Below are 18,943 nucleotides of genomic sequence, written 5' to 3'. Positions count from 1 at the left end.
AAAGGCGGCCTTAGTGGCCGCCTTTTTTGTTTGCCCTGTCAGATGGGTTTGCACAGTCGGGTTCGGCGTGTCAGACATTCGCCATGACACACGAGCCCACATTTTCTTTTTCTGGTTCAGGCTGTGATCGCGCAGCCGAAGTGCGCGGCGATCTCGATCCGATCCGAAATAACCCGACAGCCACAACAATCGTAACGTGGCGTGGTAAAGTTCTTACAGAAAACAATGCCTTGGTGCGGTTGCCGCTTAATCACGACACATTGGCCGCCCCAGTGATTGAGATATTTTTGGGACGCACTCCTTCGGGGCCAATCTTTGCGACCGACATTTCGAAATGGGAACCTGATGCCGATCTGACAGAGTTGGGTTCGTTTTTCGATCAATCGTTGCAGCACCACCCTGACCTGCCCGACTCCATGGGCTTTGCGGAACTTCGGGCTGTGATGACGATGCTTAGCGCGCTTGATGCGGAACTCGCCGCAACAGCACGGGCAATAATCGGGTGGCATGACTCGCACCGTTTTTGTTCCCGCTGTGGGGCGGAATCAAAACCCGTTATGGGTGGCTGGCAGCGCGGGTGTGATGCCTGTGGCGGGCAGCATTTCCCACGCACGGACCCTGTCGTTATCATGCTCGTCACACATGGTGATCGCGTACTTTTGGGGCGTTCCCCTGGTTGGCCCGATCGCATGTATTCCGTTTTGGCTGGGTTTATCGAACCGGGCGAAACGATGGAGGCTGCCGTTCGGCGCGAAGTAAACGAAGAGACAGGCGTTAAGGTTGGAGAGGTCCGCTATGTGGCGAGTCAGCCATGGCCGTTCCCAGCGAATCTGATGTTTGGATGTGAAGCAGAGGCCGAGACCGATCAAATCACCATCGACCCGAACGAATTGGAAGATGCCCTCTGGCTTGATCGTAGCGAACTGGCACAAGTGTTTGAGGGCACACACCCTTTGATCAATCAGCCGAGAAACGGCGCTATAGCGGGTTTTCTGCTCAAGCGGTGGTTGAGTAACGTAGATTAAACGGTCAAAAGAGAACAAAGTTCGAATGAGCGATTCAATTTGAGGCAAGCAAGTGCGGTTTAGCGCTAGAGAAGATATCGAAGCACCGATCGACTACGTTTACGGCAAAATCACTGATTTTGATGGGTTTGAGCGTTCGGCGATGCGCCGTGGCATTGATGTGGAACGCAAGGATAGCCTTGCTGGCATTGAGGTTGGTGCCAATTGGCATGTCGGGTTCAAATTTCGCGGAAAATCGCGGGCGGCTGAATTGACCTTGCAAAAGGTTGATCACCCAAACGGCGTTGAAATCGGCTTTACCTCGGGTGGGGTGGAAGGCAGCACCAATATTGAATTGGTGCCGCTGTCGCCAGCGCGCACACGGTTGATCATTCGCCTCGATATGACACCGCGCACATTGGCAGCGCGTCTTCTGCTACAATCGCTCAAGCTGGCAAAGAGCAATCTGACCCAAAAGTTCAAAACGCGGATCGCTGACTTTGCCGAGGATGTTGAGACGTCTTACACGGGCGTTTAACGTGTTTCGTGGCGGCGTGCCGCTGCAGGGAAGGTGCCGATCACACGCACATGATCGGTGAAATAGTCCAGCTCCTCCATGGCGAGACGGACATTTTCGTCTTCGGGATGTCCCTCGATTTCCGCATAGAACTCGGTCGCGGTGAATTCGCCGTCAACCATATAGCTTTCTAGCTTGGTCATGTTGATGCCGTTGGTCGCGAAACCGCCCATCGCTTTGTAGAGCGCTGCAGGGATGTTCCGAACGCGGAAGACAAAGCTCATCATCATGCCATTGGTGCCACGACGGGTCGTATCGGGTTCACGAGCCATAATGATAAAGCGGGTCGTGTTGCGGGAATGGTCCTCAATGTGACGCGCGACAACGTCCAGACCGTAGATTTCGGCGGCGAGTTCGCTGGCGAGCGCGGCTTTGCTCACGTCGTTTGCTTCGGCCACTTCACGAGCGGCACGCGCGTTATCGGTGCTGACTTTGCCAGTGATGTTGTGATTCTTTAGAAAACCAGCGCATTGCGGAAGGATGACGACGTGGCCATGCGCTTCTTTAACGTCTGACAGCGCTGCACCTTTGACGCCGAGAAGGTTCACGTGAACGCGAACGAATGCCTCGTCTACGATGTGAAGGCCCGATTTTGGCAACAGGCTATGGACATCAGCCACGCGGCCATAGGTCGAGTTCTCGACCGCGATCATACCCAAATCAGCCGCGCCAGACCGAACGGCCTCCATCGCGTCTTCGAATGTGTCACAGGGAAGCGGGTCGAAATCGGGGCGTGCTTCGACGCAAGCCTGATGACCATAGGCACCAACTTCTCCCTGAAACGCGATTTTCTGGGTCATTTCTGTCCCCTCTACTGTTCTTTTGTCTACTTTGGGCAATAAGTCGCGGTTCTACTGCTTGCAAGAGTGGACAAGAAACTTGTAGATAGCCGCGAAACTGTGAACGGAATGGAACGCGACATGTTCGACACAATGACGATGACCAAGGTGCTGGGCGGCGTTTGCGGCACTTTCCTCGTTTTCTTGCTTGGTGGCTGGGCTGCTGAAAGCATTTATTCTGCTGGCGAAGGTGCTGGCCACGAGGGCGAGCACGCTCAGGCGTATGTAATCTCGCACGGCGACGGTGAAGTTGCTGTTGTAGAAGAAGGCCCGTCCTTCGAAGAAATCTTTGCAAATGCTGACGCAGCTGCTGGTGAGCGTGTTTTCCGCAAATGTGCGGCATGTCACTCTGCTGCTGAAGGCGAGAACGGCACAGGCCCGACCCTTTACGGCGTCGTGAACCGTCCTGTCGACTCGATCGCTGGCTTTGCATACTCGGGCGCTCTCGAGGCTGTGGCTGACGTTTGGTCGCCTGAGCACCTCAACGGATTCCTCGAGAACCCCAAAGGCTATGCACCGGGCACCGTAATGTCGTTCTCGGGTCTGGCAAAGGTTCAGGACCGTGCAGACGTGATTGCGTACCTGCAGAGCGTCTCTAACTAATTTAGTGAATATCACTTAGGCAAAGGCCGTCCCGAGGGGCGGCCTTTTGTCGTTTCACAATGCGATAACGCTTTCTCGTCTTGCCCTTTATGTATTGCCCGCCGTAGCTTTGTTTCAGGGTTTCAAAGGGGAGAAAACCATGACGAATTTCACCACCAAAGCTGCTGTTCGCGACACCGATCTGCGTCGCGTTGTGCTTTTGGCAGGTGCTGCGCTGATTGCGGGCGCATCATGGGCGAGTTCGGTGTTTGCTGAAACGCCCATCATTCAGACCCATGCCATTTCAACCTATGGCAATTTGAAATACCCCGGCCCTGATTTCGCGCATCTTGATTACGTAAACCCTGACGCGCCCAAAGGCGGTGAGTTTTCGACTTGGTTCACAGGCGGGTTTGACAACCTGAACCCCTATGCGACCCAAGAAGGTAAGCCCGCCTATCTGTCATCGTCCATGTTCGAATCGGTTCTGCAGGGCACATCGGACGATGTGGATGGGAATTACTGTTATCTGTGCACGACGATGGAATACCCCGAGACCAAAGATTGGGTGATCTTCTATTTGCGCGACGATGTCGTGTTTTCGGACGGCACCCCAATGACCGCGAACGACGTAGTCTTTAGCCATAACCTGATGATGGAACAGGCCACCGAATCGTATCGTTTCGCGGTGGCGCAGATGGTCGATAGCGTTGAGGCGCTGGACGATTACACCGTGAAATTCACCTTTGCGGCCGATTATCCAAAGCAATCAGTGATCGAACAGGTCGGTGGTCAGCCAGTGTTTAGCCAGAAATGGTACGAGGAAACGGGTGCGCGTTTGGATGAAAGCCGCCTCGAAACGGGACCGGGTACGGGGCCTTATATGGTCGGTAGTTTTGAGGTGAATCACCAGATCATCTACGTTCGCAACCCTAACTTCTGGGGCGCTGATCATCCGCTGAACATCGGTCAGAATAACTTTGATTCGATCCGCATCGAATACTTCGCGGACACCACGGCCGCGTTTGAGGGATTCAAGGCAGGTGAGTTCACCTTCCGACAGGAAAATTCCTCGCTGTCTTGGGCGACCTCCTATGATTTCCCCGCGATTCAAAATGGTTGGGTCGTGAAAGAGACGCTGCCAAATGGAAATGTGCCTGGCGCGACGGGGTTTGTGTTCAACATGAAGTCGGGCAAATTCGACGATCTGCGCGTCCGTCAGGCCTTGGCCCTGATGTATAACTTCACGTGGACCAACGAAGAACTGCAATACGGGCTGTTCAAACAGCGCGAGAGCTTTTGGCAGAACGCGGATCTCGCGGCGCGCGGCGTTCCTGAGGGGCGCGAGTTGGAACTGCTTCAGTCAGTTTCTTCACTCATCGATCCGTCGATCCTGACGGATGAAGTTACCGTGCCGCACGTCTCTGGTGAATCGCAGCTCGACCGTCGGAACCTCCGCAGGGCCTTGGCGCTGATGGAGGAAGCAGGTTGGGTGCCCGGTGCCAACGGGATGCTGGAGAAAGACGGTGAACCGCTGAAGGTCGAATTCTTGGGCTATAGCCCGACGTTCGACCGCATCATTCTGCCCTATGTCGATAACCTGCGGAAATTGGGTGTCGATGCCGAGTGGAACCGTATTGATCCTGCGCAATACACTGAACGCACCCGCAATTTCGATTTCGACATGATCTTTGACGGTTACCGTGTCGGTCCGATCGAGGGTGAAGGCTTGGGCCAAAAGTTCGGGTCGGACGGTCTGGGCGATGTATTTAACCCCGCCCACTATTCAAACCCAGCCGTCGATAAACTGGCCGAGTCGATCAAGGACGTCGAAACCTATGATGATATGGTGGCCCATGTCCGTGCGATTGATCGCATCATGCGTCGCGACCTGTTTGTCGTCCCGACATGGTATCTGGGCGATTACTGGGTGGCCTATTACGACATGTACGAACACCCCGAGACTCTGCCGCCCTATGCGCTGGGCGAGATGAGCTTCTGGTGGTATAACGCCGAAAAAGCCGAAGCACTAAAGGCCGCAGGGGCCCTCCGCTAAGGACTAATAAGGCAGGTAGATGGGCGCTTATATACTTCGCAGATTGCTGCTCGTGATCCCGACGCTGCTCGGGATTATGATCCTCAATTTTGCGATCATCCAATTCATGCCGGGTGGTCCGATTGAGCAGGTCATCGCGCGGATGCAGGGCAATGGGGATGTGTTCGAAAACATCTCTGGCGGGGCAGGGGATGCCGAATTCCAAAGCGCGGGTGTCGAACTCCAAGGCGCCTATCCGGGTGCGCAGGGGCTAGATCCACGCTACCTCGCTGAATTGGAAAAGCGATTTGGGTTCGATAAGCCACCTCTTGAGCGGTTCCTGAACATGATGTGGAACTACGTCCGCTTTGATTTCGGGGAGAGCTATTTTCGCAAAATTTCGGTGCTCGATCTTGTTCTGGAAAAGATGCCCGTTTCGATCACACTTGGTCTTTGGTCGACGATCATTGCTTACCTTGTGTCGATCCCATTGGGCATCCGCAAAGCGATCAAAGACGGATCGCAGTTCGATACGTGGACTTCTGGGGCCATCATCGTGGCCTACGCGATCCCAGGCTTCCTCTTTGCAATCCTCCTGATCGTTCTTTTCGCGGGCGGTAGTTATTGGCGGATATTCCCATTGCGCGGCCTCACTAGTTCAAACTGGGAAGAACTGACCATGTGGGGCAAGGTTATTGACTACCTTTGGCACATCACGTTGCCCGTGCTGGCCTCAACGATTTCGGCCTTTGCGACGCTGACCTTGCTGACCAAAAACAGCTTCCTTGATGAGATCAAAAAGCAATACGTAATGACCGCTCGGGCCAAAGGGCTGACGGAAAACCGCGTCCTCTATGGCCATGTGTTCCGAAACGCGATGCTGATCGTGATCTCTGGGTTTCCAGCGCTTTTCGTCGCGGTGTTCTTTGGTGGTTCGGTGATTATCGAAACGCTGTTCAGCCTCGATGGGTTGGGGCGGATGGGTTACGAGGCGGCGATTGCGCGGGATTATCCCGTGGTCTTTGGGACGCTTTATGCGTTTTCGCTGATGGGGCTGGTCGTCGGGATTATCACCGACATCACCTACGTGTTTATCGATCCGCGGATCGATTTCGAAAGCAGGGGGTAGGGCATGCGTCTGTCTCCACTCAATCAGCGGCGCTGGCGCAACTTCAAACGAAACCGTCGTGCGGTTTGGTCTCTGATCATCCTAGGTGCATGTTTCATTCTCAGCCTTTTTGCCGAGTTCATCGCCAACGATAAACCGATCCTTGTTAGCTACCGTGGCGAACTGCGCAGCCCCGTTTTGTCGTTCTATTCGGAGAAGGACTTCGGCGGCGATTTCGCGACTGAGGCCATTTATTCCTCAATCGAGGTGAAATGCCTGATCGTGTCTGGCGGCGCGGTGGAGTGTTTTGATGACCCAGAAGGCATCTACGACACCGTAACGACGGGCGGCACACCTGAGGTTGAGGATTTCGCCAAGGGTTGGATGGTCTGGCCCGTCATCCCTTATTCCTACGATACGATTGTCGATGTGCGTGGCGTCGCTCCTGCACCTCCATCGGACACGAACCTCTTGGGCACAGACGATACTAAACGCGACGTTCTGGCACGCGTGATCTATGGTTTCCGACTGTCGATCTTTTTCGCAATGATGGTCGTTGGCGTATCCTCAGTCATCGGTATCGTTGCTGGCGCGGTCCAAGGATACTTCGGCGGCTGGGTCGACCTTGGTTTTCAGCGGTTCATTGAAATTTGGGGCGGGATGCCGTCGCTCTATGTGATGATCATCCTTGTCGCCATATTGGGAAAATCCTTCTGGCTCTTGGTCTTTATTACCGTGCTGTTCGGTTGGCCTGCCTTGGTCGGTGTCGTACGGGCTGAGTTTCTCCGTGCCCGCAATTTCGAATACGTGCGTGCCGCGCGTGCGCTTGGGGTCGGTGACAGGACAATCATGTTCCGCCACGTGCTCCCCAATGCGATGGTGGCGACCGTGACGATGTTGCCGTTCTTGGTCACGGGTGCAATCGCGACGCTGGCCAGCCTCGATTTTCTAGGCTTTGGCCTGCCATCGTCGGCGCCGTCGTTAGGTGACTTGACCCTTCAGGCAAAACGCAACCTTCAGGCGCCGTGGCTTGGCTTTACGGCGTTCTTTACCTTTGCATTTATGCTTTCGCTCCTCGTGTTTATCTTCGAGGGCGTGCGCGATGCCTTTGACCCGCGAAAGACCTTCTCATGAGTTTGCTCGAGGTCACAAACCTCTGCGTCGATTTCCGACAGGACAGCCAAACAACGCGGGCTGTCCGTGGCGTGTCCTTTACCGTCGAAAAGGGTGAAACCGTCGCACTGGTCGGTGAGTCGGGTTCTGGCAAATCGGTGACGGCTTTGTCGACGGTAGACCTGTTGGCGGATAGTGCTCAGGTGTCGGGGTCGATCCGCTATAACGGCGAAGAAATGGTGGGCGCATCAGACGCCACTCTGCGCCGCGTGCGGGGCAATGACATCAGTTTCATTTTCCAAGAGCCGATGACATCGCTCAACCCGCTGCACACGATTGAAAAGCAATTGGGCGAGTCCATCGAATTGCACCAAGGTTTGCGTGGTCCAAAGGTGCGCGACCGCATCATCGAGTTGCTCGACCGTGTGGGTATCCGCGATGCCGAGTCGCGATTGACGAGCTATCCGCACGAGCTTTCGGGGGGGCAGCGACAGAGGGTCATGATTGCGATGGCGCTAGCCAACGGGCCTGACCTGCTGATCGCTGACGAACCAACGACTGCGTTGGACGTGACCATTCAGGCGCAGATCCTCGACCTGATGGAGGACCTAAAGCGCAAAGAGGGCATGGCGATGCTCTTTATCACGCATGACCTGACGATCGTTCGAAAGATCGCGGACAAGGTCTGTGTGATGAAAGACGGTGAGATCGTTGAGACCGGGCCGACGGCTGAGATTTTCAGCAATCCGCAGCATCCCTACACTCAGATGCTCTTGGCGGCTGAGGCGGCTGGTGAGCCAGCGCCTGTGCCAGAGAACGCGCCTGTCATTGCAGAGACCCAAAACCTCAAGATATGGTTCCCGATCAAACGCGGATTGATGCGGCGCACCACGGGCTACGTCAAAGCTGTGAACGATGCGACCCTAACCGTCCATGCGGGCGAAACATTGGGGATCGTGGGTGAATCAGGATCGGGGAAAACGACGCTCGCTCTCGCAATCATGCGATTGATCCGATCTGAAGGGCGGATTGTGTTCATGGGTCAGGCTGTTGATGGGTTGAACCAGAAGCACATGCGGCCCTTGCGCAGCGGCATGCAGATCGTGTTCCAAGACCCCTTTGGCTCTCTCTCGCCGCGTATGACCGTCGAACAAATCATCGCCGAGGGTCTAACCGTACACGGTGTCGAACGCGGTCAAAGCCCGCGCGAGATGGTTGCTGAGATCATGGCTGAGGTTGGGTTGGACCCTGAGATGATGCACCGATATCCGCACGAATTTTCGGGTGGTCAACGGCAGCGTATCGCAATTGCACGGGCGATGATCTTGCGGCCGAAACTTGTGGTCCTGGACGAACCGACCTCTGCGTTGGATATGACGGTGCAGGTGCAAATCGTCGACCTGTTGCGCGACCTACAGCGCAAGCACGGGCTGGCCTATTTGTTCATCAGCCACGACCTCAAGGTCGTGCGTGCATTGTCCCACAAGATCATGGTGATGCGTGCTGGCGATGTTGTAGAGGCAGGCATTGCGGCGCAAATCTTTGACGCTCCGCAGTCGGACTACACCAGTGCGCTCATGGCTGCTGCCTTTGAAGGTCGGGCAGCGACCTAACCTTCGCTGCCGATCATAAAGCAGTTTTGACCACGTGCTTGTAGGCGACGACAGGCGAGTTCAGCCGTTTCGCGTGACATGCCCATAAAGTTGGCGTCGAACCCACGGGGGCTTTGCACCACGCGGCGCAGCGATCCATCTAGGGTCGCCATTTCGTTCAGAGCAACGCGAACGAGAATACGTTCCGCTTCATAGCGCGATCCAAAACGACCTACGTTGATGCCCCAGTGACGCCCGCCAGATGTGGAGACACGGGTGACGACTTCGGGACCCGTTGCAGCAGCCACAGCGACGGCAACATCGGCGGGATCAGTGACGACCTCTTCGATTTCAACTGGAGCAGAGGCTTGGATAAAGGCTGCGGGGCGTGCTTCGGGACGCGGGACCGATTGGGCAACGACGACTTGTGGGGCTTCTTCGATGACTTCAGCCACAGGTTCGATCGTGGCGACTTCCATCGCGGCAGCTAGAGCGTTCTCGATGTCCGCGGCGTCTGCGACAACGGCCACAACCGCTTGCTCGGATACTGGGCGCGGGGTCGGACGTGGGCTGGATGTCACGGCACCGGTTACGCGAATGGTGCGGCCCGCTGCGCCTGGAACATCGGTCACGTTCGCGGCGATCATTTGCGGCTCATCATTCGAGCTGCTACCAGGCTGATAGGCGGGCAGGGGTGGGCGTTGGATGCGTGCGTTACGCGGCGCTTGAGCAAAGCCCATGTCCAGCAGTTCTGCAGCCCGCGCGTTGCGTGCGGCGACAGAGGACGCGCCAAAGACGGATGCAATAATGCGCACGTTGCCACGCTGTGCAGAAGCGACAAGGTTGTAGCCAGCAGCGCTGGTAAAGCCGGTCTTAATACCGTCCGCGCCCTCGTAAGCATTCAGGAAACGGCGGTTGGTGTTATACACTTCTGCCATGCCAGCGTCGGTCGAGCGGCGCGAGAAGATGTTATAATACTGCGGGAAATCGTAGACGAGGTGACGGCCAAGAATAGCCATGTCGTGCGCGGTGGACATGTGACCGTTCTGAGTGAGACCGTTCGCATTGCGGAATGACGACCGCGACATGCCCATCGATTGCGCCATACGGTTCATTCGACGCGCAAAGGCTGCTTCGGACCCTTCGAGCGCGATACCGATCGCAGTCGCCGCATCGTTTGCAGACTTCACAGCCGCAGCGCGGATCAAATACCGAAGTCGGATTTCCTGACCCGTGCGCAGACCGAGCTTGCTGGGCGGTTCTGCTGCAGCCTCAGACGTGATTTTGACCATCGTGTCGGGGCTGATCTCTCCGCGTTCGATGGCTTGGAACGCGATGTAGAGGGTCATCATTTTGGTGAGTGAGGCTGGGTGAAGCGGTGTGTCAGCGTTATAGGACTGGATCACTTCGCCAGTGCGCGCGTCCATCACATAGGTTGCACCAGGGCCTGCCACAGCAGTCTGCGGAACCCACATCGCAAAGACCAATGCGACTGACACGAATAGACCCATTAGGGCCCGAAATTTCGGACGACCTGCCACGGTTTGCCTCATACTGCCTCATGGCTCCAATCTGACGCTGGATGCCTTATTAATTGAGGAGACAGTAACACGGTCGGATTCAGCCGAAAACACCTTATTTCAAAGCACTTTCATCGGGTGGTTGAACTGCAACGCCATATCTGGTGGTCGATAATTGGTAATCCGCTATATCGGCGATTGTGGCGGAAATGGGGCGGCGCGTCAGGCGAGTTCGGCTATCAACTTGGGTAGGTCGCCCAGACTTTCGAGTCGGTGATATCGGGCGTGTTCAGGCTCTTCGGCGTGTTCTAATTCCCACGTCAGCTCGTGTGGGACGTAAATTCCCCAGCCACCTGCCTCGATCGCGGGGATAATGTCGGACTTCAACGAATTGCCGACCATCATGACGCGAGGGGTCTCAAATCGTGCAAAAATACGTTGATACACGGCGGCGGTCTTGTCGCTGACAATTTCGACGGACGAGAAGTAGTCCCCAAGGTTGGATTGGGCGAGCTTGCGCTCTTGATCCAAGAGATCGCCTTTGGTGATTAGGACGATCTGCGTTGAATTTGCCAGTTCGGGGATCACCTTCTCAACGTGAGGCAGCAAATTGATCGGATGCGCCAGCATATCGCGCCCCATATCGATCAGCGCCAAAGTGATATGCCCTGGTAGTTTTGCATCGGTCACAGCAAGAGCGGTTTCGATCATCGAAAGGGTGAACCCTTTGATCCCATACCCATAGAACCGCAAATTACGCCGCTCCGCCGCCAAAAGCCGCGCCCGAAGGTCATGAGGATCAACATAATCTGCCAGCAATTCGGCAAATCGGTTCTGACTCATTTGAAAGAATTTTTCGTTGTGCCAAAGGGTATCATCTGCGTCGAATGCGATCGTCCAACGGTGTGGCATGCCTTAGCTCCTGCTGGGGGTTTTCTTAGGCCCCAATAAGATTATATAACGCAGCGGACAGTTACGACTAGTGAGCGCATGAAGCGAACTGACTTCTTTATGATGGCCGAGGGGAATGACGACGATAATGATATCGGCGTCAAACTTGACGTGCGGCCCAAGACCAAGCGTCCGCCGTTGTATAAGGTGCTCATCCTGAACGACGACTACACGCCGATGGAATTCGTCGTGCACGTGTTGGAACGTTTCTTTGGTATGAACCATGCCCAAGCGTTCGAATTGATGCTCACCGTTCACAAAAAAGGCGTCGCCGTCGTCGGCGTCTATTCCTACGAAATTGCTGAAACCAAAGTGACGCAAGTGATGGATTTCGCGCAGCGTCATCAGCACCCGTTGCAATGCACAATGGAGAAAGAGTGACGCCCCGCGTCACCGTTCACAGATGTCCAAATCCAGATTAGCTACTGCCCTGAATGATGGGCTCATCGTCCTGCCCGAAGGTCCAATTCGCGTCATGCGTCCCGCGGCGGATTACGATTTGTCGATGTTCGCTCGTGAAAACCTGTGGATTGATACAGGGTTCAAGCCAGATGCGGTTTCGTGGTCAGGAGCGGGCTATAGCCTCGATCCAGTTGAGGCGCCTGTAACGATTGTCGTTGTGCCGCGGGCCAAGGCTCTGGCGCGTGCGATGGTTGCTGAGGCTGCGAAATCGTCCTTGGTTCTGATCGACGGTCAGAAGACCGATGGGACCGATAGTCTGTTCAAAGAATGCCGCAAGGCGCTGGGCGATCTGCCAAGCGTGACCAAATCGCATGGCCGCCTGTTCTGGTTCGGCGGCGAAAACCAATTCGCAGATTGGGCGCTGGGCGATCCGATCAAAGGCGAGAACGGGTTCTATACCAGCGCAGGTGTGTTCTCTGATGGTCAGGTGGATCGCGGCTCGAAACTGCTTGCCTCTGCTTTGCCTGATAAATTGCCCAAACGGATGGCCGATTTTGGCGCAGGCTGGGGCTATCTGTCTGACACGGTTCTGAAACGCGAAGGGGTTGAGAGCATCGATCTGATTGAGGCGGAAAAAGTCGCCCTCGATTGTGCGCGTCTCAATGTGCCTGATGATCGTGCGGCGTTCCATTGGGTGGATGCCACTACATGGAAGGCGCCCGACAGTTATGGTGGCATCGTCATGAACCCGCCCTTCCACATTGGCCGCGAAGGAAGCCCGACATTGGGCCGTGCCTTTATCGCCAATGCCGCGCGGAACCTCACGACCTCTGGGCACTTGTGGATGGTTGCGAACCGACACCTGCCTTATGAGGCTGCGCTCAATGACCATTTCAAAGAAGTCAAAGAGATCGGCGGCGATGGTGCATTTAAATTGTTCCACGCTTTCCGCCCAATCCGCTAAGCTCTGACAGTCGACACTCGGGAGAGTCCAATGTCTTTTTCCATCGAAGGTAAAACCGCGATTGTGACGGGCGCTGCAAATGGCGTCGGTTTGGCAATCGGACGGCATTTCATCGAACAGGGCGCGAATGTGGTGTTCGCGGACATGGACGAAGCCGCGCTTCAGCGCGAGATCGGCGTGGAGATCGAGGCTGACAGCGGGCCTGCCCGTATCTTTGCGGGTGATCTTCGTAAGAAGCTGACGATCAAGAACCTGCTCTCCGCGACAGTGGATGCGTTTGAACAGATCGATATCCTCGTGAATGCGGCCCGTCAGATCGTCCTGACGGACCCGCTCAACCCTGATGATGACAGCGTTTCGATGTTGCTAGAGCAGAACATGCTCGCGGGTCTGCGGTTGTCGCAGGCGGCAGCGCGCCGGATGGTGAAACTGGCAGAAGGACAGGATAAACCGCAAGTCGGCGCGATCATCAACTTGTCGTCCATTGCTGCGCGGCGCACCCATCCTGATCTTTTGGCCTATTCGGTATCGACGGCTGCGGCTGACCAAATGACACGGTCGCTGGCTGTTGCGCTGGCTCCGCATCGTATCCGCGTTAACTCTGTCGCGTTCGGCAGCGTTATGAGCGCGAGCCTAAAGGGTGCGTTGAAAGAGCATGATGGATACCGCGAAGACATCCTGTGTCACACGCCGCTGAACCGCATCGCGAGCGCCTCTGAGGTTTGCGATGCTGTTCAATATCTCGCGTGCGAGGCGTCTGGCTTTGTCACGGGTCAGATTATCACCGTGGACGGTGGGCGCACCCTGATCGATCCCGTCGGATGCGCCGCCCACTAAACCCGTTTATTCAGGGTGAATCGCGACGCACTGGTTGATGCCGTCTTGAACGGTTGAGGCCATCGCCTCGCGGCGTTGGAGCAGCGACTGAAGCTTTGCCTGTTCTGCGTTCAGATCAATCGCCACAGGTACTTTGTATTCGCGGGTCATCACTTCGTCGCAGGGGAAACGAACCTGTTCGCCAGACTCGAGCGTTTGCGTGCAAGTCCGATCAATCGTCACAACTTCGGACCGTTCAGCGAGCGCATAGCCGCGATCAATGTTTGCTTGGGTTTCAGCGATCAGGGCGTTCAGCGTGCGCTGGTTCGAGGTCACCTCGTTGATGCAACGTTCGCGAGGTGTGCCACAAGCTGCCAAGGCAACGAGTGGCAAAAGGATCAGGGCAGCACGCATATCGAATCTCCGTCAATTGGTCACACATCTGCGGTGTGGTTTCGCCCTCATATCAATGCTATGGCCGAGTGATATTCAATAGCACGACGAAAGGTGTCCCGATGACAGAGCAAATGGCTGATGAAAAAGCACGCGCATCCGCATGGTTCCGTCAATTAAGAGACGACATCGTCGCGGCTTTTGAAAACCTTGAAGACACCCAGACAGAAGGCCCGACGGCTTCGCTACCTGCTGGCCGTTTTGAAGTCACGGAAACGAAACGTCAGGGCGACGCAGGCGAGGATGCTGGCGGCGGTCTTATGAGCGTGATGCGCGGTGGTCGTGTGTTCGAAAAAGTCGGCGTGAATGTCTCAACCGTTTACGGGTCGCTGGGCGTAGCCGCGCAAAAATCGATGGCAGCTCGTGGCGTTCCCGGTGTCGAAGAAGACCCGCGGTTCTGGGCGTCTGGCATTTCGCTCGTGGCGCATATGCAGAACCCGCATGCTCCCGCTGTCCATATGAATACCCGTATGTTCTGGACCCCAGCTGCGTGGTGGTTTGGTGGTGGCTCGGACCTTAACCCATGCATCGAATATTCCGAGGACACCCAGCATTTCCACGACGTGCAAAAGCAGCATCTCGACCCGCATGGCGACCACCTCTACCCCGAACTAAAGGCTTGGGCGGATGAGTATTTCTACGTTCCGCACCGTGGTCGCGCACGTGGTGTTGGCGGTATCTTTATGGACGACCGCAATTCTGGTGATTGGGAAGTAGATTTCGCCCTGACCCAAGACATCGGTCGTGCGTTTTTGCCTGCGTATCTTCCGGTGACCGAAAAACGGCGCAACACGCCGTGGACCGAGGCGGATAAGGACACGCAGCTGATCCACCGTGGCCTCTATGCCGAGTATAATCTTGTTTACGATCGTGGCACCAAATTCGGTCTCGCCACTGGTCACGATGCTAACGCGGTTCTGATGAGCCTACCTCCGATGGCGAAATGGATCTAACCCAGTCGATCCTGCAATTTGCCCTAGCGTCGTTCTTGATCGAACTGACGCCTGGGCCGAACATGGCCTATCTTGCCGTTGTCGCGGCCTGTGAAGGGCGGCGTTATGGTTTCGCGGCTGTGGCAGGTGTTGCGCTGGGGTTGGCCTTGGTCGGGATCGCGGCGGCGCTGGGCGTCGGGGCTATGATCAATGCCTCGCCCGTTCTGTATCAAACCCTACGCTGGGGCGGAGTGCTCTATCTGCTCTGGTTGGCCTATGACGGTTGGCGCGATTCTGATGAAGAGATCGAACACGCCGCGCTCGGCTCGCCGTTGGTGTTGTTCTTTCGGCGCGGTCTGATCACAAACCTTTTGAACCCAAAGGCAGCCGTATTCTACATCGCCGTTTTGCCAGGTTTCGTCGTCGATGGCGTCGCGGTGACGTCGCAGACAGTTACGCTATCAATTGTCTATGTGGTCGTCGCCACGGCGATCCATGCGGCGATTGTCGGCTTGGCAGGGACGGCACAGACCCTTCTCGAAAACCCGAGAAAAAGGTTGGTCCTGCGGCGAGTCTTGTCGGTCGCTCTGGCCTTGGTCGCGTTTTGGTTTGCGTGGAAAACGCGGGGCTAAGGCAAAACGGGGACCCGAAGGTCCCCGTTTATAAAATCTCTAACGATCAGGTTACGCACCGCGCACGGTATCGATCATCAATTGAACGTTGTCAGGGCTCGCATCAGGCGTGATCCCGTGACCGAGGTTAAAGATGTGCGGACCATTAGACAGCGCATCCACAACTTTACGCGTTTCGCGGATCAGGTCGTCGCCACCCGTTACCATGTGATGAGAGGCGAGGTTGCCTTGAACGCAGCCGCCGGTTTGCACGTGAGTTGCCGCCCATTCGGGCGACACGCCGTCGTCGAGCGCAATACAATCGGCGCCGATCTTTTCGTGCAGCCCCTCATAGCGTTCACCGGCACCACGCGGGAAGGCGATGACGGGCAAATCAGGGTAGCGGTTTTTCAGCGCTGCGGTGATCCGTCGGGCGGGTTCAACCGCGAAATCGTAGAAGTCCTGACCCTGAAGGCTACCAGCCCAACTGTCGAAAATCTTAACGACCTCTGCCCCTGCGACGACCTGTTTGGACAGATATTCGATGGTTGCATCTGTCAGAAGGTCGATGAGCGCCGCAAAGGTCGCGCGGTCGGCGGCTTTCAAAGCGTGTGCAGGGCCCTGATCCGGCGTCCCGCGGCCTGCGATCATATAGGTCGCAACGGTCCATGGTGCGCCAGCGAAACCGATCAGCGTCGTTTCCTTGGGCAATTCACGCGAGAGGATTTTGACCGTTTCGTAAACAGGGTTCAGAACTTCATCGATCTGATCAATCGGCTTGAGCGCCTTGAGTTCCGCAGGTGTCGTGACCGTTGTCATTCGCGGGCCTTCGCCCGTTTCAAACCAAAGATCGACGCCCAAGGCCTGCGGCAAAAGCAAAATGTCTGCAAAAAGAATCGCTGCATCGAACCCGTAACGGCGGATCGGTTGCAAAGTGACCTCTGCGGCGAGTTCCGAATTGTAGCAAAGTGACAGGAAATCCCCTGCTTGCGCGCGGGTTGCGCGATATTCAGGGAGATACCGTCCTGCTTGCCGCATCATCCAAATCGGCGGGGTAGGCAGTTTTTCACCGGCAAGAGCGCGCAAGATCGTCTTTGTCATGGTCATTCCTTTTCGTTCCCGTGGTTGGTCGCCAATGACGCAGGGCAAGTCAAGCCATTGCTGGCACGCAAAGGCGCGGCTAGAAAGCGCATATGACCATGATTTTGCCCACACCCGCTGAACCGCTTATGATCGGAACCCGTGGTTCGCCACTGGCGCTGGCGCAAGCCTACGAAACCCGCGACCGTTTGATGGCGGCCTTTGATCTGCCCGAGGGTGCCTTTGAGATCGTTGTGATTAAGACTACAGGCGATGATCGTTCGATGATCGATGCGGATCGTCCGCTCAAGGAAATCGGCAATAAGGGTCTGTTTACCAAAGAAATCGAAGAGGCCATGTTGTATGGTCGGATCGATATCGCGGTTCATTCGATGAAAGACATGCCAGTCGCACAGCCTGATGGTCTTGTGCTCGATTGTTATCTCCCGCGTGAAGATGTGCGTGACGCCTTTGTGTCGTTGAAAGAGGGTGGCTTGGCCGCTCTGCCCGAAGGTGCCGTGGTTGGGACGTCGTCCCTGCGCCGTAAAGCACAGCTTCTGAATCGCCGTCCCGATCTGAAAATCGTGGAATTTCGTGGTAACGTTCAGACTCGTCTGAAAAAACTGGGCGATGGTGTTGCGGACGCGACTTTCCTCGCGATGGCTGGGCTCAATCGTTTGAACATGACCGATGTGCCGCGAGTGGCCATCGAAGTGGAAGAAATGCTGCCCGCCGTTGCGCAGGGTGCAATCGGGATCGAACGCCGCGTAGATGATGAACGTGCAGCTATGATGCTGGCTGCGATCCACCACACCCCGACAGGGCAGCGACTCGCTGCTGAGCGGGCGTTTCTAGCGGCTCTGGATGGGTCGTGTGAAACACCCATTGGCGGTTTGGCAGAACTACAGGGCGACACTCTGCGCCTTCGCGGAGAGATTTTGCGCATCGACGGTTCGGAATCCCTGAGCGATGAAGTCTCTGGTCTGATCAGCGAAGGCCCCGCTTTGGGCCAAGCCTTGGCTAAAACCTTGCTCGATAGGGCAGGCGGACGCTTCTTTTAATAGAGTTTCAAGGCCGCCAAAAATGGCGGCTTTGTTTTTTCGTCGGTCGGAATGAAAAAAGCTGGCTTTGCCTCTTGACGCGGACCCCAGCCAATAATATTCCGCCCGCACTTTCGGCGGTGTAGCTCAGTTGGTTAGAGCAGAGGAATCATAATCCTTGTGTCCGGGGTTCGAGTCCCTGCACCGCCACCATATCCCCCAGATATAAATGGAAATTGCCGAAAAGTGATCGGGTAAGCCGTTAACCGTTCAGGCTATAGCGGCGAATGGTTTCAAACTGACCGTCAGGGCGCTCGCCGACCAGTGCGATGGCGTCGATGATGAACGGGCGGGGGAGTGCGCCGAGGCTCAGCGCTTCGATAGCGGCCATCGAACGTGTCGCTGTTTCTGGGTCTAGTTTGCCTGAGAGCGTCATGTGGAATTTGAATTCCTCCATGACATAGGGATAGCCCCATTGCATCAATAGCTCTGTCTGTCTGTTGGTTAATCCTGCCGCCTTGCGCCGTTCGATCTCTGACGCTCTAGCTGGAGCGCGGAAGTGGTCGAGTTCGCGAACGCAAGCCGCGGCTAATGTATTGAGGCCCGATTGCGATCCTTCGACCGTAAAGGCAAGGAAAGAGCCGATCTGGCTCAGCTTGAGGCCGTCGAGCGTCACTGGAGCCAATACATCCGCGAGGTCGGCCACTGCGGCTTGCAGTTCGACTTCACCATGCGCCTCAGCCAGTCGGAAGGGTGGCTTCAGCGTCGCGTGAAATCCATATTTCCGTGGTGTTTCAGTGACGGCCTCAAGGTTGAGGCCGTCCACTGGCGGGTGCGGAACTGCGCTGCCTGTCGCGATATCCCATCCCAGCCAAGCTGCGCCGAATTGCTCGAGCGGTCCCGCAGGGGGAACATAGTAAATAGCGAAGCGGGTGAAATCGGACATGGCTTACTCCCTTTTAGACTGGGGATTTCGCAGAGTTGCGTGAAACCTTAATGACATCGACTATAGTGTAAACCGATGCACAAAAAGATGTTCACGGTCCGTTTAGTCGGCAGCTTCAGCGTCAAATCCGATCACATCGAGGGCTTCGATGACTTCGGCAGAGGTCTTATCGGTCGCGACTGTGATCTTGCGCGCATCCATGTCGAATTCGACGGTTGCGGCACCATCTAGGCCAGCGATCGCTGTCCCAATGGATGATTTACAGTGACCGCAGCTCATTTCGGGAACGTAAAGTTTCATTCTAGTCTCCATGCTATGCACATTAGATGGCGCTTCCACCTGCTGGAAGGTCAAGGGGCTATTGACCTTCCAGTTACT

20 protein-coding genes and 1 tRNA gene are annotated in these 18,943 nt (G+C 55.9%); 14 read left to right on the top strand and 7 right to left on the bottom strand.

Annotated features, from left to right (window positions below; all coding sequences use genetic code 11):
* The first annotated feature begins 83 nt into the window (after window positions 1–83).
* The gene (gene nudC, locus AC07ED_RS11035; RefSeq protein ID WP_105236399.1) at window positions 84–1,025 is read left to right on the top strand and encodes an NAD(+) diphosphatase; all 942 of its coding nucleotides are present in this window, start codon (window positions 84–86) and stop codon (window positions 1,023–1,025) included.
* A 52-nt stretch (window positions 1,026–1,077) separates the two neighbouring features.
* Window positions 1,078–1,542 (top strand): SRPBCC family protein, encoded by a 465-nt coding sequence (locus AC07ED_RS11030; protein ID WP_105235821.1) that lies wholly within the window; start codon window positions 1,078–1,080, stop codon window positions 1,540–1,542.
* Here AC07ED_RS11030 and AC07ED_RS11025 read toward each other — a convergent pair.
* A complete protein-coding gene (locus AC07ED_RS11025; RefSeq protein WP_105235820.1) occupies window positions 1,539–2,381 on the bottom strand; it encodes a prephenate dehydratase in 843 nt (280 codons plus the stop codon). The two genes, AC07ED_RS11030 and AC07ED_RS11025, sit on opposite strands and share 4 nt — an antisense overlap.
* 120 nt (window positions 2,382–2,501) lie before the next feature.
* On the opposite strand from AC07ED_RS11025, the gene AC07ED_RS11020 reads away from it, so the two are divergent.
* From AC07ED_RS11020 to AC07ED_RS11000, 5 genes are all read left to right on the top strand, one after another.
* A complete protein-coding gene (locus tag AC07ED_RS11020) occupies window positions 2,502–3,023 on the top strand; it encodes a c-type cytochrome (protein WP_105236398.1) in 522 nt (173 codons plus the stop codon).
* A gap of 139 nt (window positions 3,024–3,162) precedes the next feature.
* A complete protein-coding gene (locus AC07ED_RS11015) occupies window positions 3,163–5,058 on the top strand; it encodes an extracellular solute-binding protein (RefSeq protein WP_105235819.1) in 1,896 nt (631 codons plus the stop codon).
* A 19-nt stretch (window positions 5,059–5,077) separates the two neighbouring features.
* Window positions 5,078–6,166, top strand: a complete 1,089-nt coding sequence (locus AC07ED_RS11010; protein WP_067550196.1) for a microcin C ABC transporter permease YejB — start codon at window positions 5,078–5,080, stop codon at window positions 6,164–6,166.
* A gap of 3 nt (window positions 6,167–6,169) precedes the next feature.
* Window positions 6,170–7,279 carry an ABC transporter permease gene (locus AC07ED_RS11005; RefSeq protein ID WP_105235818.1) on the top strand — a complete coding sequence of 370 codons (1,110 nt, stop codon included), beginning with the start codon at window positions 6,170–6,172 and terminating at the stop codon, window positions 7,277–7,279.
* Window positions 7,276–8,871: an ABC transporter ATP-binding protein gene (locus AC07ED_RS11000; RefSeq protein ID WP_105235817.1), complete on the top strand. Its 1,596-nt coding sequence runs from the start codon at window positions 7,276–7,278 to the stop codon at window positions 8,869–8,871. The genes AC07ED_RS11005 and AC07ED_RS11000 overlap by 4 nt, the downstream gene beginning before the upstream one ends.
* Here AC07ED_RS11000 and AC07ED_RS10995 read toward each other — a convergent pair.
* Both AC07ED_RS10995 and AC07ED_RS10990 read right to left on the bottom strand, forming a co-directional pair.
* On the bottom strand, window positions 8,868–10,403 hold the full coding sequence (locus tag AC07ED_RS10995) for a D-alanyl-D-alanine carboxypeptidase family protein (RefSeq protein WP_478242191.1): 1,536 nt from the start codon (window positions 10,401–10,403) through the stop codon (window positions 8,868–8,870). The genes AC07ED_RS11000 and AC07ED_RS10995 overlap by 4 nt on opposite strands.
* Window positions 10,404–10,592: 189 nt before the next feature.
* Complete coding sequence (locus tag AC07ED_RS10990; RefSeq protein WP_105235816.1) at window positions 10,593–11,282, bottom strand: HAD family hydrolase; 690 nt, start codon at window positions 11,280–11,282, stop codon at window positions 10,593–10,595.
* Between the two features lie 99 nt (window positions 11,283–11,381).
* Between AC07ED_RS10990 and clpS the strand changes: the two genes are divergently transcribed.
* From clpS to AC07ED_RS10975, 3 genes are read left to right on the top strand one after another with little or no spacing between them, the layout of a single operon-like run.
* The gene (gene clpS / locus AC07ED_RS10985) at window positions 11,382–11,702 is read left to right on the top strand and encodes an ATP-dependent Clp protease adapter ClpS (protein WP_435404524.1); all 321 of its coding nucleotides are present in this window, start codon (window positions 11,382–11,384) and stop codon (window positions 11,700–11,702) included.
* Window positions 11,703–11,724: 22 nt separating this feature from the next.
* On the top strand, window positions 11,725–12,687 hold the full coding sequence (locus tag AC07ED_RS10980; protein WP_105235815.1) for a class I SAM-dependent methyltransferase: 963 nt from the start codon (window positions 11,725–11,727) through the stop codon (window positions 12,685–12,687).
* 30 nt (window positions 12,688–12,717) lie between these two features.
* On the top strand, window positions 12,718–13,524 hold the full coding sequence (locus tag AC07ED_RS10975; RefSeq protein ID WP_105235814.1) for an SDR family NAD(P)-dependent oxidoreductase: 807 nt from the start codon (window positions 12,718–12,720) through the stop codon (window positions 13,522–13,524).
* A 6-nt stretch (window positions 13,525–13,530) separates the two neighbouring features.
* On the opposite strand, the gene AC07ED_RS10970 is transcribed toward AC07ED_RS10975, so the two are convergent.
* On the bottom strand, window positions 13,531–13,917 hold the full coding sequence (locus AC07ED_RS10970; RefSeq protein WP_067550185.1) for a hypothetical protein: 387 nt from the start codon (window positions 13,915–13,917) through the stop codon (window positions 13,531–13,533).
* A gap of 101 nt (window positions 13,918–14,018) precedes the next feature.
* Between AC07ED_RS10970 and hemF the strand changes: the two genes are divergently transcribed.
* Entirely contained in the window at window positions 14,019–14,909 is an 891-nt protein-coding gene (gene hemF / locus AC07ED_RS10965; RefSeq protein WP_105235813.1) for an oxygen-dependent coproporphyrinogen oxidase, read from the top strand.
* Entirely contained in the window at window positions 14,900–15,520 is a 621-nt protein-coding gene (locus AC07ED_RS10960) for a LysE family translocator (RefSeq protein ID WP_105235812.1), read from the top strand. Before hemF ends, AC07ED_RS10960 begins: the two co-directional genes overlap by 10 nt.
* A gap of 51 nt (window positions 15,521–15,571) precedes the next feature.
* Here the strand turns inward: AC07ED_RS10960 and hemE are convergent, their stop codons facing one another.
* Window positions 15,572–16,606: a uroporphyrinogen decarboxylase gene (hemE, locus tag AC07ED_RS10955; protein WP_105235811.1), complete on the bottom strand. Its 1,035-nt coding sequence runs from the start codon at window positions 16,604–16,606 to the stop codon at window positions 15,572–15,574.
* A gap of 86 nt (window positions 16,607–16,692) precedes the next feature.
* Here hemE and hemC point away from each other — a divergent pair, with 86 nt between their 5' ends.
* Together hemC and AC07ED_RS10945 are read left to right on the top strand one after the other, a co-directional pair.
* A complete protein-coding gene (hemC, locus tag AC07ED_RS10950) occupies window positions 16,693–17,640 on the top strand; it encodes a hydroxymethylbilane synthase (RefSeq protein ID WP_105235810.1) in 948 nt (315 codons plus the stop codon).
* A gap of 115 nt (window positions 17,641–17,755) precedes the next feature.
* Window positions 17,756–17,832, top strand: a tRNA-Met gene (locus tag AC07ED_RS10945).
* Between the two features lie 49 nt (window positions 17,833–17,881).
* Here AC07ED_RS10945 and AC07ED_RS10940 read toward each other — a convergent pair.
* Together AC07ED_RS10940 and AC07ED_RS10935 are read right to left on the bottom strand one after the other, a co-directional pair.
* Entirely contained in the window at window positions 17,882–18,565 is a 684-nt protein-coding gene (locus tag AC07ED_RS10940; RefSeq protein ID WP_105235809.1) for a DUF1045 domain-containing protein, read from the bottom strand.
* A gap of 102 nt (window positions 18,566–18,667) precedes the next feature.
* Window positions 18,668–18,865 carry a heavy-metal-associated domain-containing protein gene (locus AC07ED_RS10935; protein ID WP_105235808.1) on the bottom strand — a complete coding sequence of 66 codons (198 nt, stop codon included), beginning with the start codon at window positions 18,863–18,865 and terminating at the stop codon, window positions 18,668–18,670.
* Window positions 18,866–18,943: the final 78 nt, after the last annotated feature.

The organism is Aestuarium zhoushanense (genome assembly GCF_056431045.1).
The sequence above is the reverse complement of the archived record's forward strand: the minus strand, read 5'-3'. Positions and strand labels throughout refer to the sequence as shown.

Coding starts and splice junctions, on each gene's coding strand:
- AC07ED_RS11015 (WP_105235819.1), top strand. CDS start 3,163: ATGACGAATTTCACCACCAAAGCTGCTGTTCGCGACACCGATCTGCGT.
- AC07ED_RS11010 (WP_067550196.1), top strand. CDS start 5,078: ATGGGCGCTTATATACTTCGCAGATTGCTGCTCGTGATCCCGACGCTG.
- AC07ED_RS11025 (WP_105235820.1), bottom strand. CDS start 2,381: ATGACCCAGAAAATCGCGTTTCAGGGAGAAGTTGGTGCCTATGGTCAT.
- AC07ED_RS10960 (WP_105235812.1), top strand. CDS start 14,900: ATGGATCTAACCCAGTCGATCCTGCAATTTGCCCTAGCGTCGTTCTTG.
- AC07ED_RS11020 (WP_105236398.1), top strand. CDS start 2,502: ATGTTCGACACAATGACGATGACCAAGGTGCTGGGCGGCGTTTGCGGC.
- nudC (WP_105236399.1), top strand. CDS start 84: ATGACACACGAGCCCACATTTTCTTTTTCTGGTTCAGGCTGTGATCGC.
- AC07ED_RS10975 (WP_105235814.1), top strand. CDS start 12,718: ATGTCTTTTTCCATCGAAGGTAAAACCGCGATTGTGACGGGCGCTGCA.
- AC07ED_RS10980 (WP_105235815.1), top strand. CDS start 11,725: ATGTCCAAATCCAGATTAGCTACTGCCCTGAATGATGGGCTCATCGTC.
- AC07ED_RS10995 (WP_478242191.1), bottom strand. CDS start 10,403: ATGAGGCAAACCGTGGCAGGTCGTCCGAAATTTCGGGCCCTAATGGGT.
- AC07ED_RS11000 (WP_105235817.1), top strand. CDS start 7,276: ATGAGTTTGCTCGAGGTCACAAACCTCTGCGTCGATTTCCGACAGGAC.
- hemE (WP_105235811.1), bottom strand. CDS start 16,606: ATGACCATGACAAAGACGATCTTGCGCGCTCTTGCCGGTGAAAAACTG.
- AC07ED_RS10940 (WP_105235809.1), bottom strand. CDS start 18,565: ATGTCCGATTTCACCCGCTTCGCTATTTACTATGTTCCCCCTGCGGGA.
- hemC (WP_105235810.1), top strand. CDS start 16,693: ATGACCATGATTTTGCCCACACCCGCTGAACCGCTTATGATCGGAACC.
- AC07ED_RS10935 (WP_105235808.1), bottom strand. CDS start 18,865: ATGAAACTTTACGTTCCCGAAATGAGCTGCGGTCACTGTAAATCATCC.
- clpS (WP_435404524.1), top strand. CDS start 11,382: ATGATGGCCGAGGGGAATGACGACGATAATGATATCGGCGTCAAACTT.
- AC07ED_RS10970 (WP_067550185.1), bottom strand. CDS start 13,917: ATGCGTGCTGCCCTGATCCTTTTGCCACTCGTTGCCTTGGCAGCTTGT.
- AC07ED_RS11005 (WP_105235818.1), top strand. CDS start 6,170: ATGCGTCTGTCTCCACTCAATCAGCGGCGCTGGCGCAACTTCAAACGA.
- hemF (WP_105235813.1), top strand. CDS start 14,019: ATGACAGAGCAAATGGCTGATGAAAAAGCACGCGCATCCGCATGGTTC.
- AC07ED_RS10990 (WP_105235816.1), bottom strand. CDS start 11,282: ATGCCACACCGTTGGACGATCGCATTCGACGCAGATGATACCCTTTGG.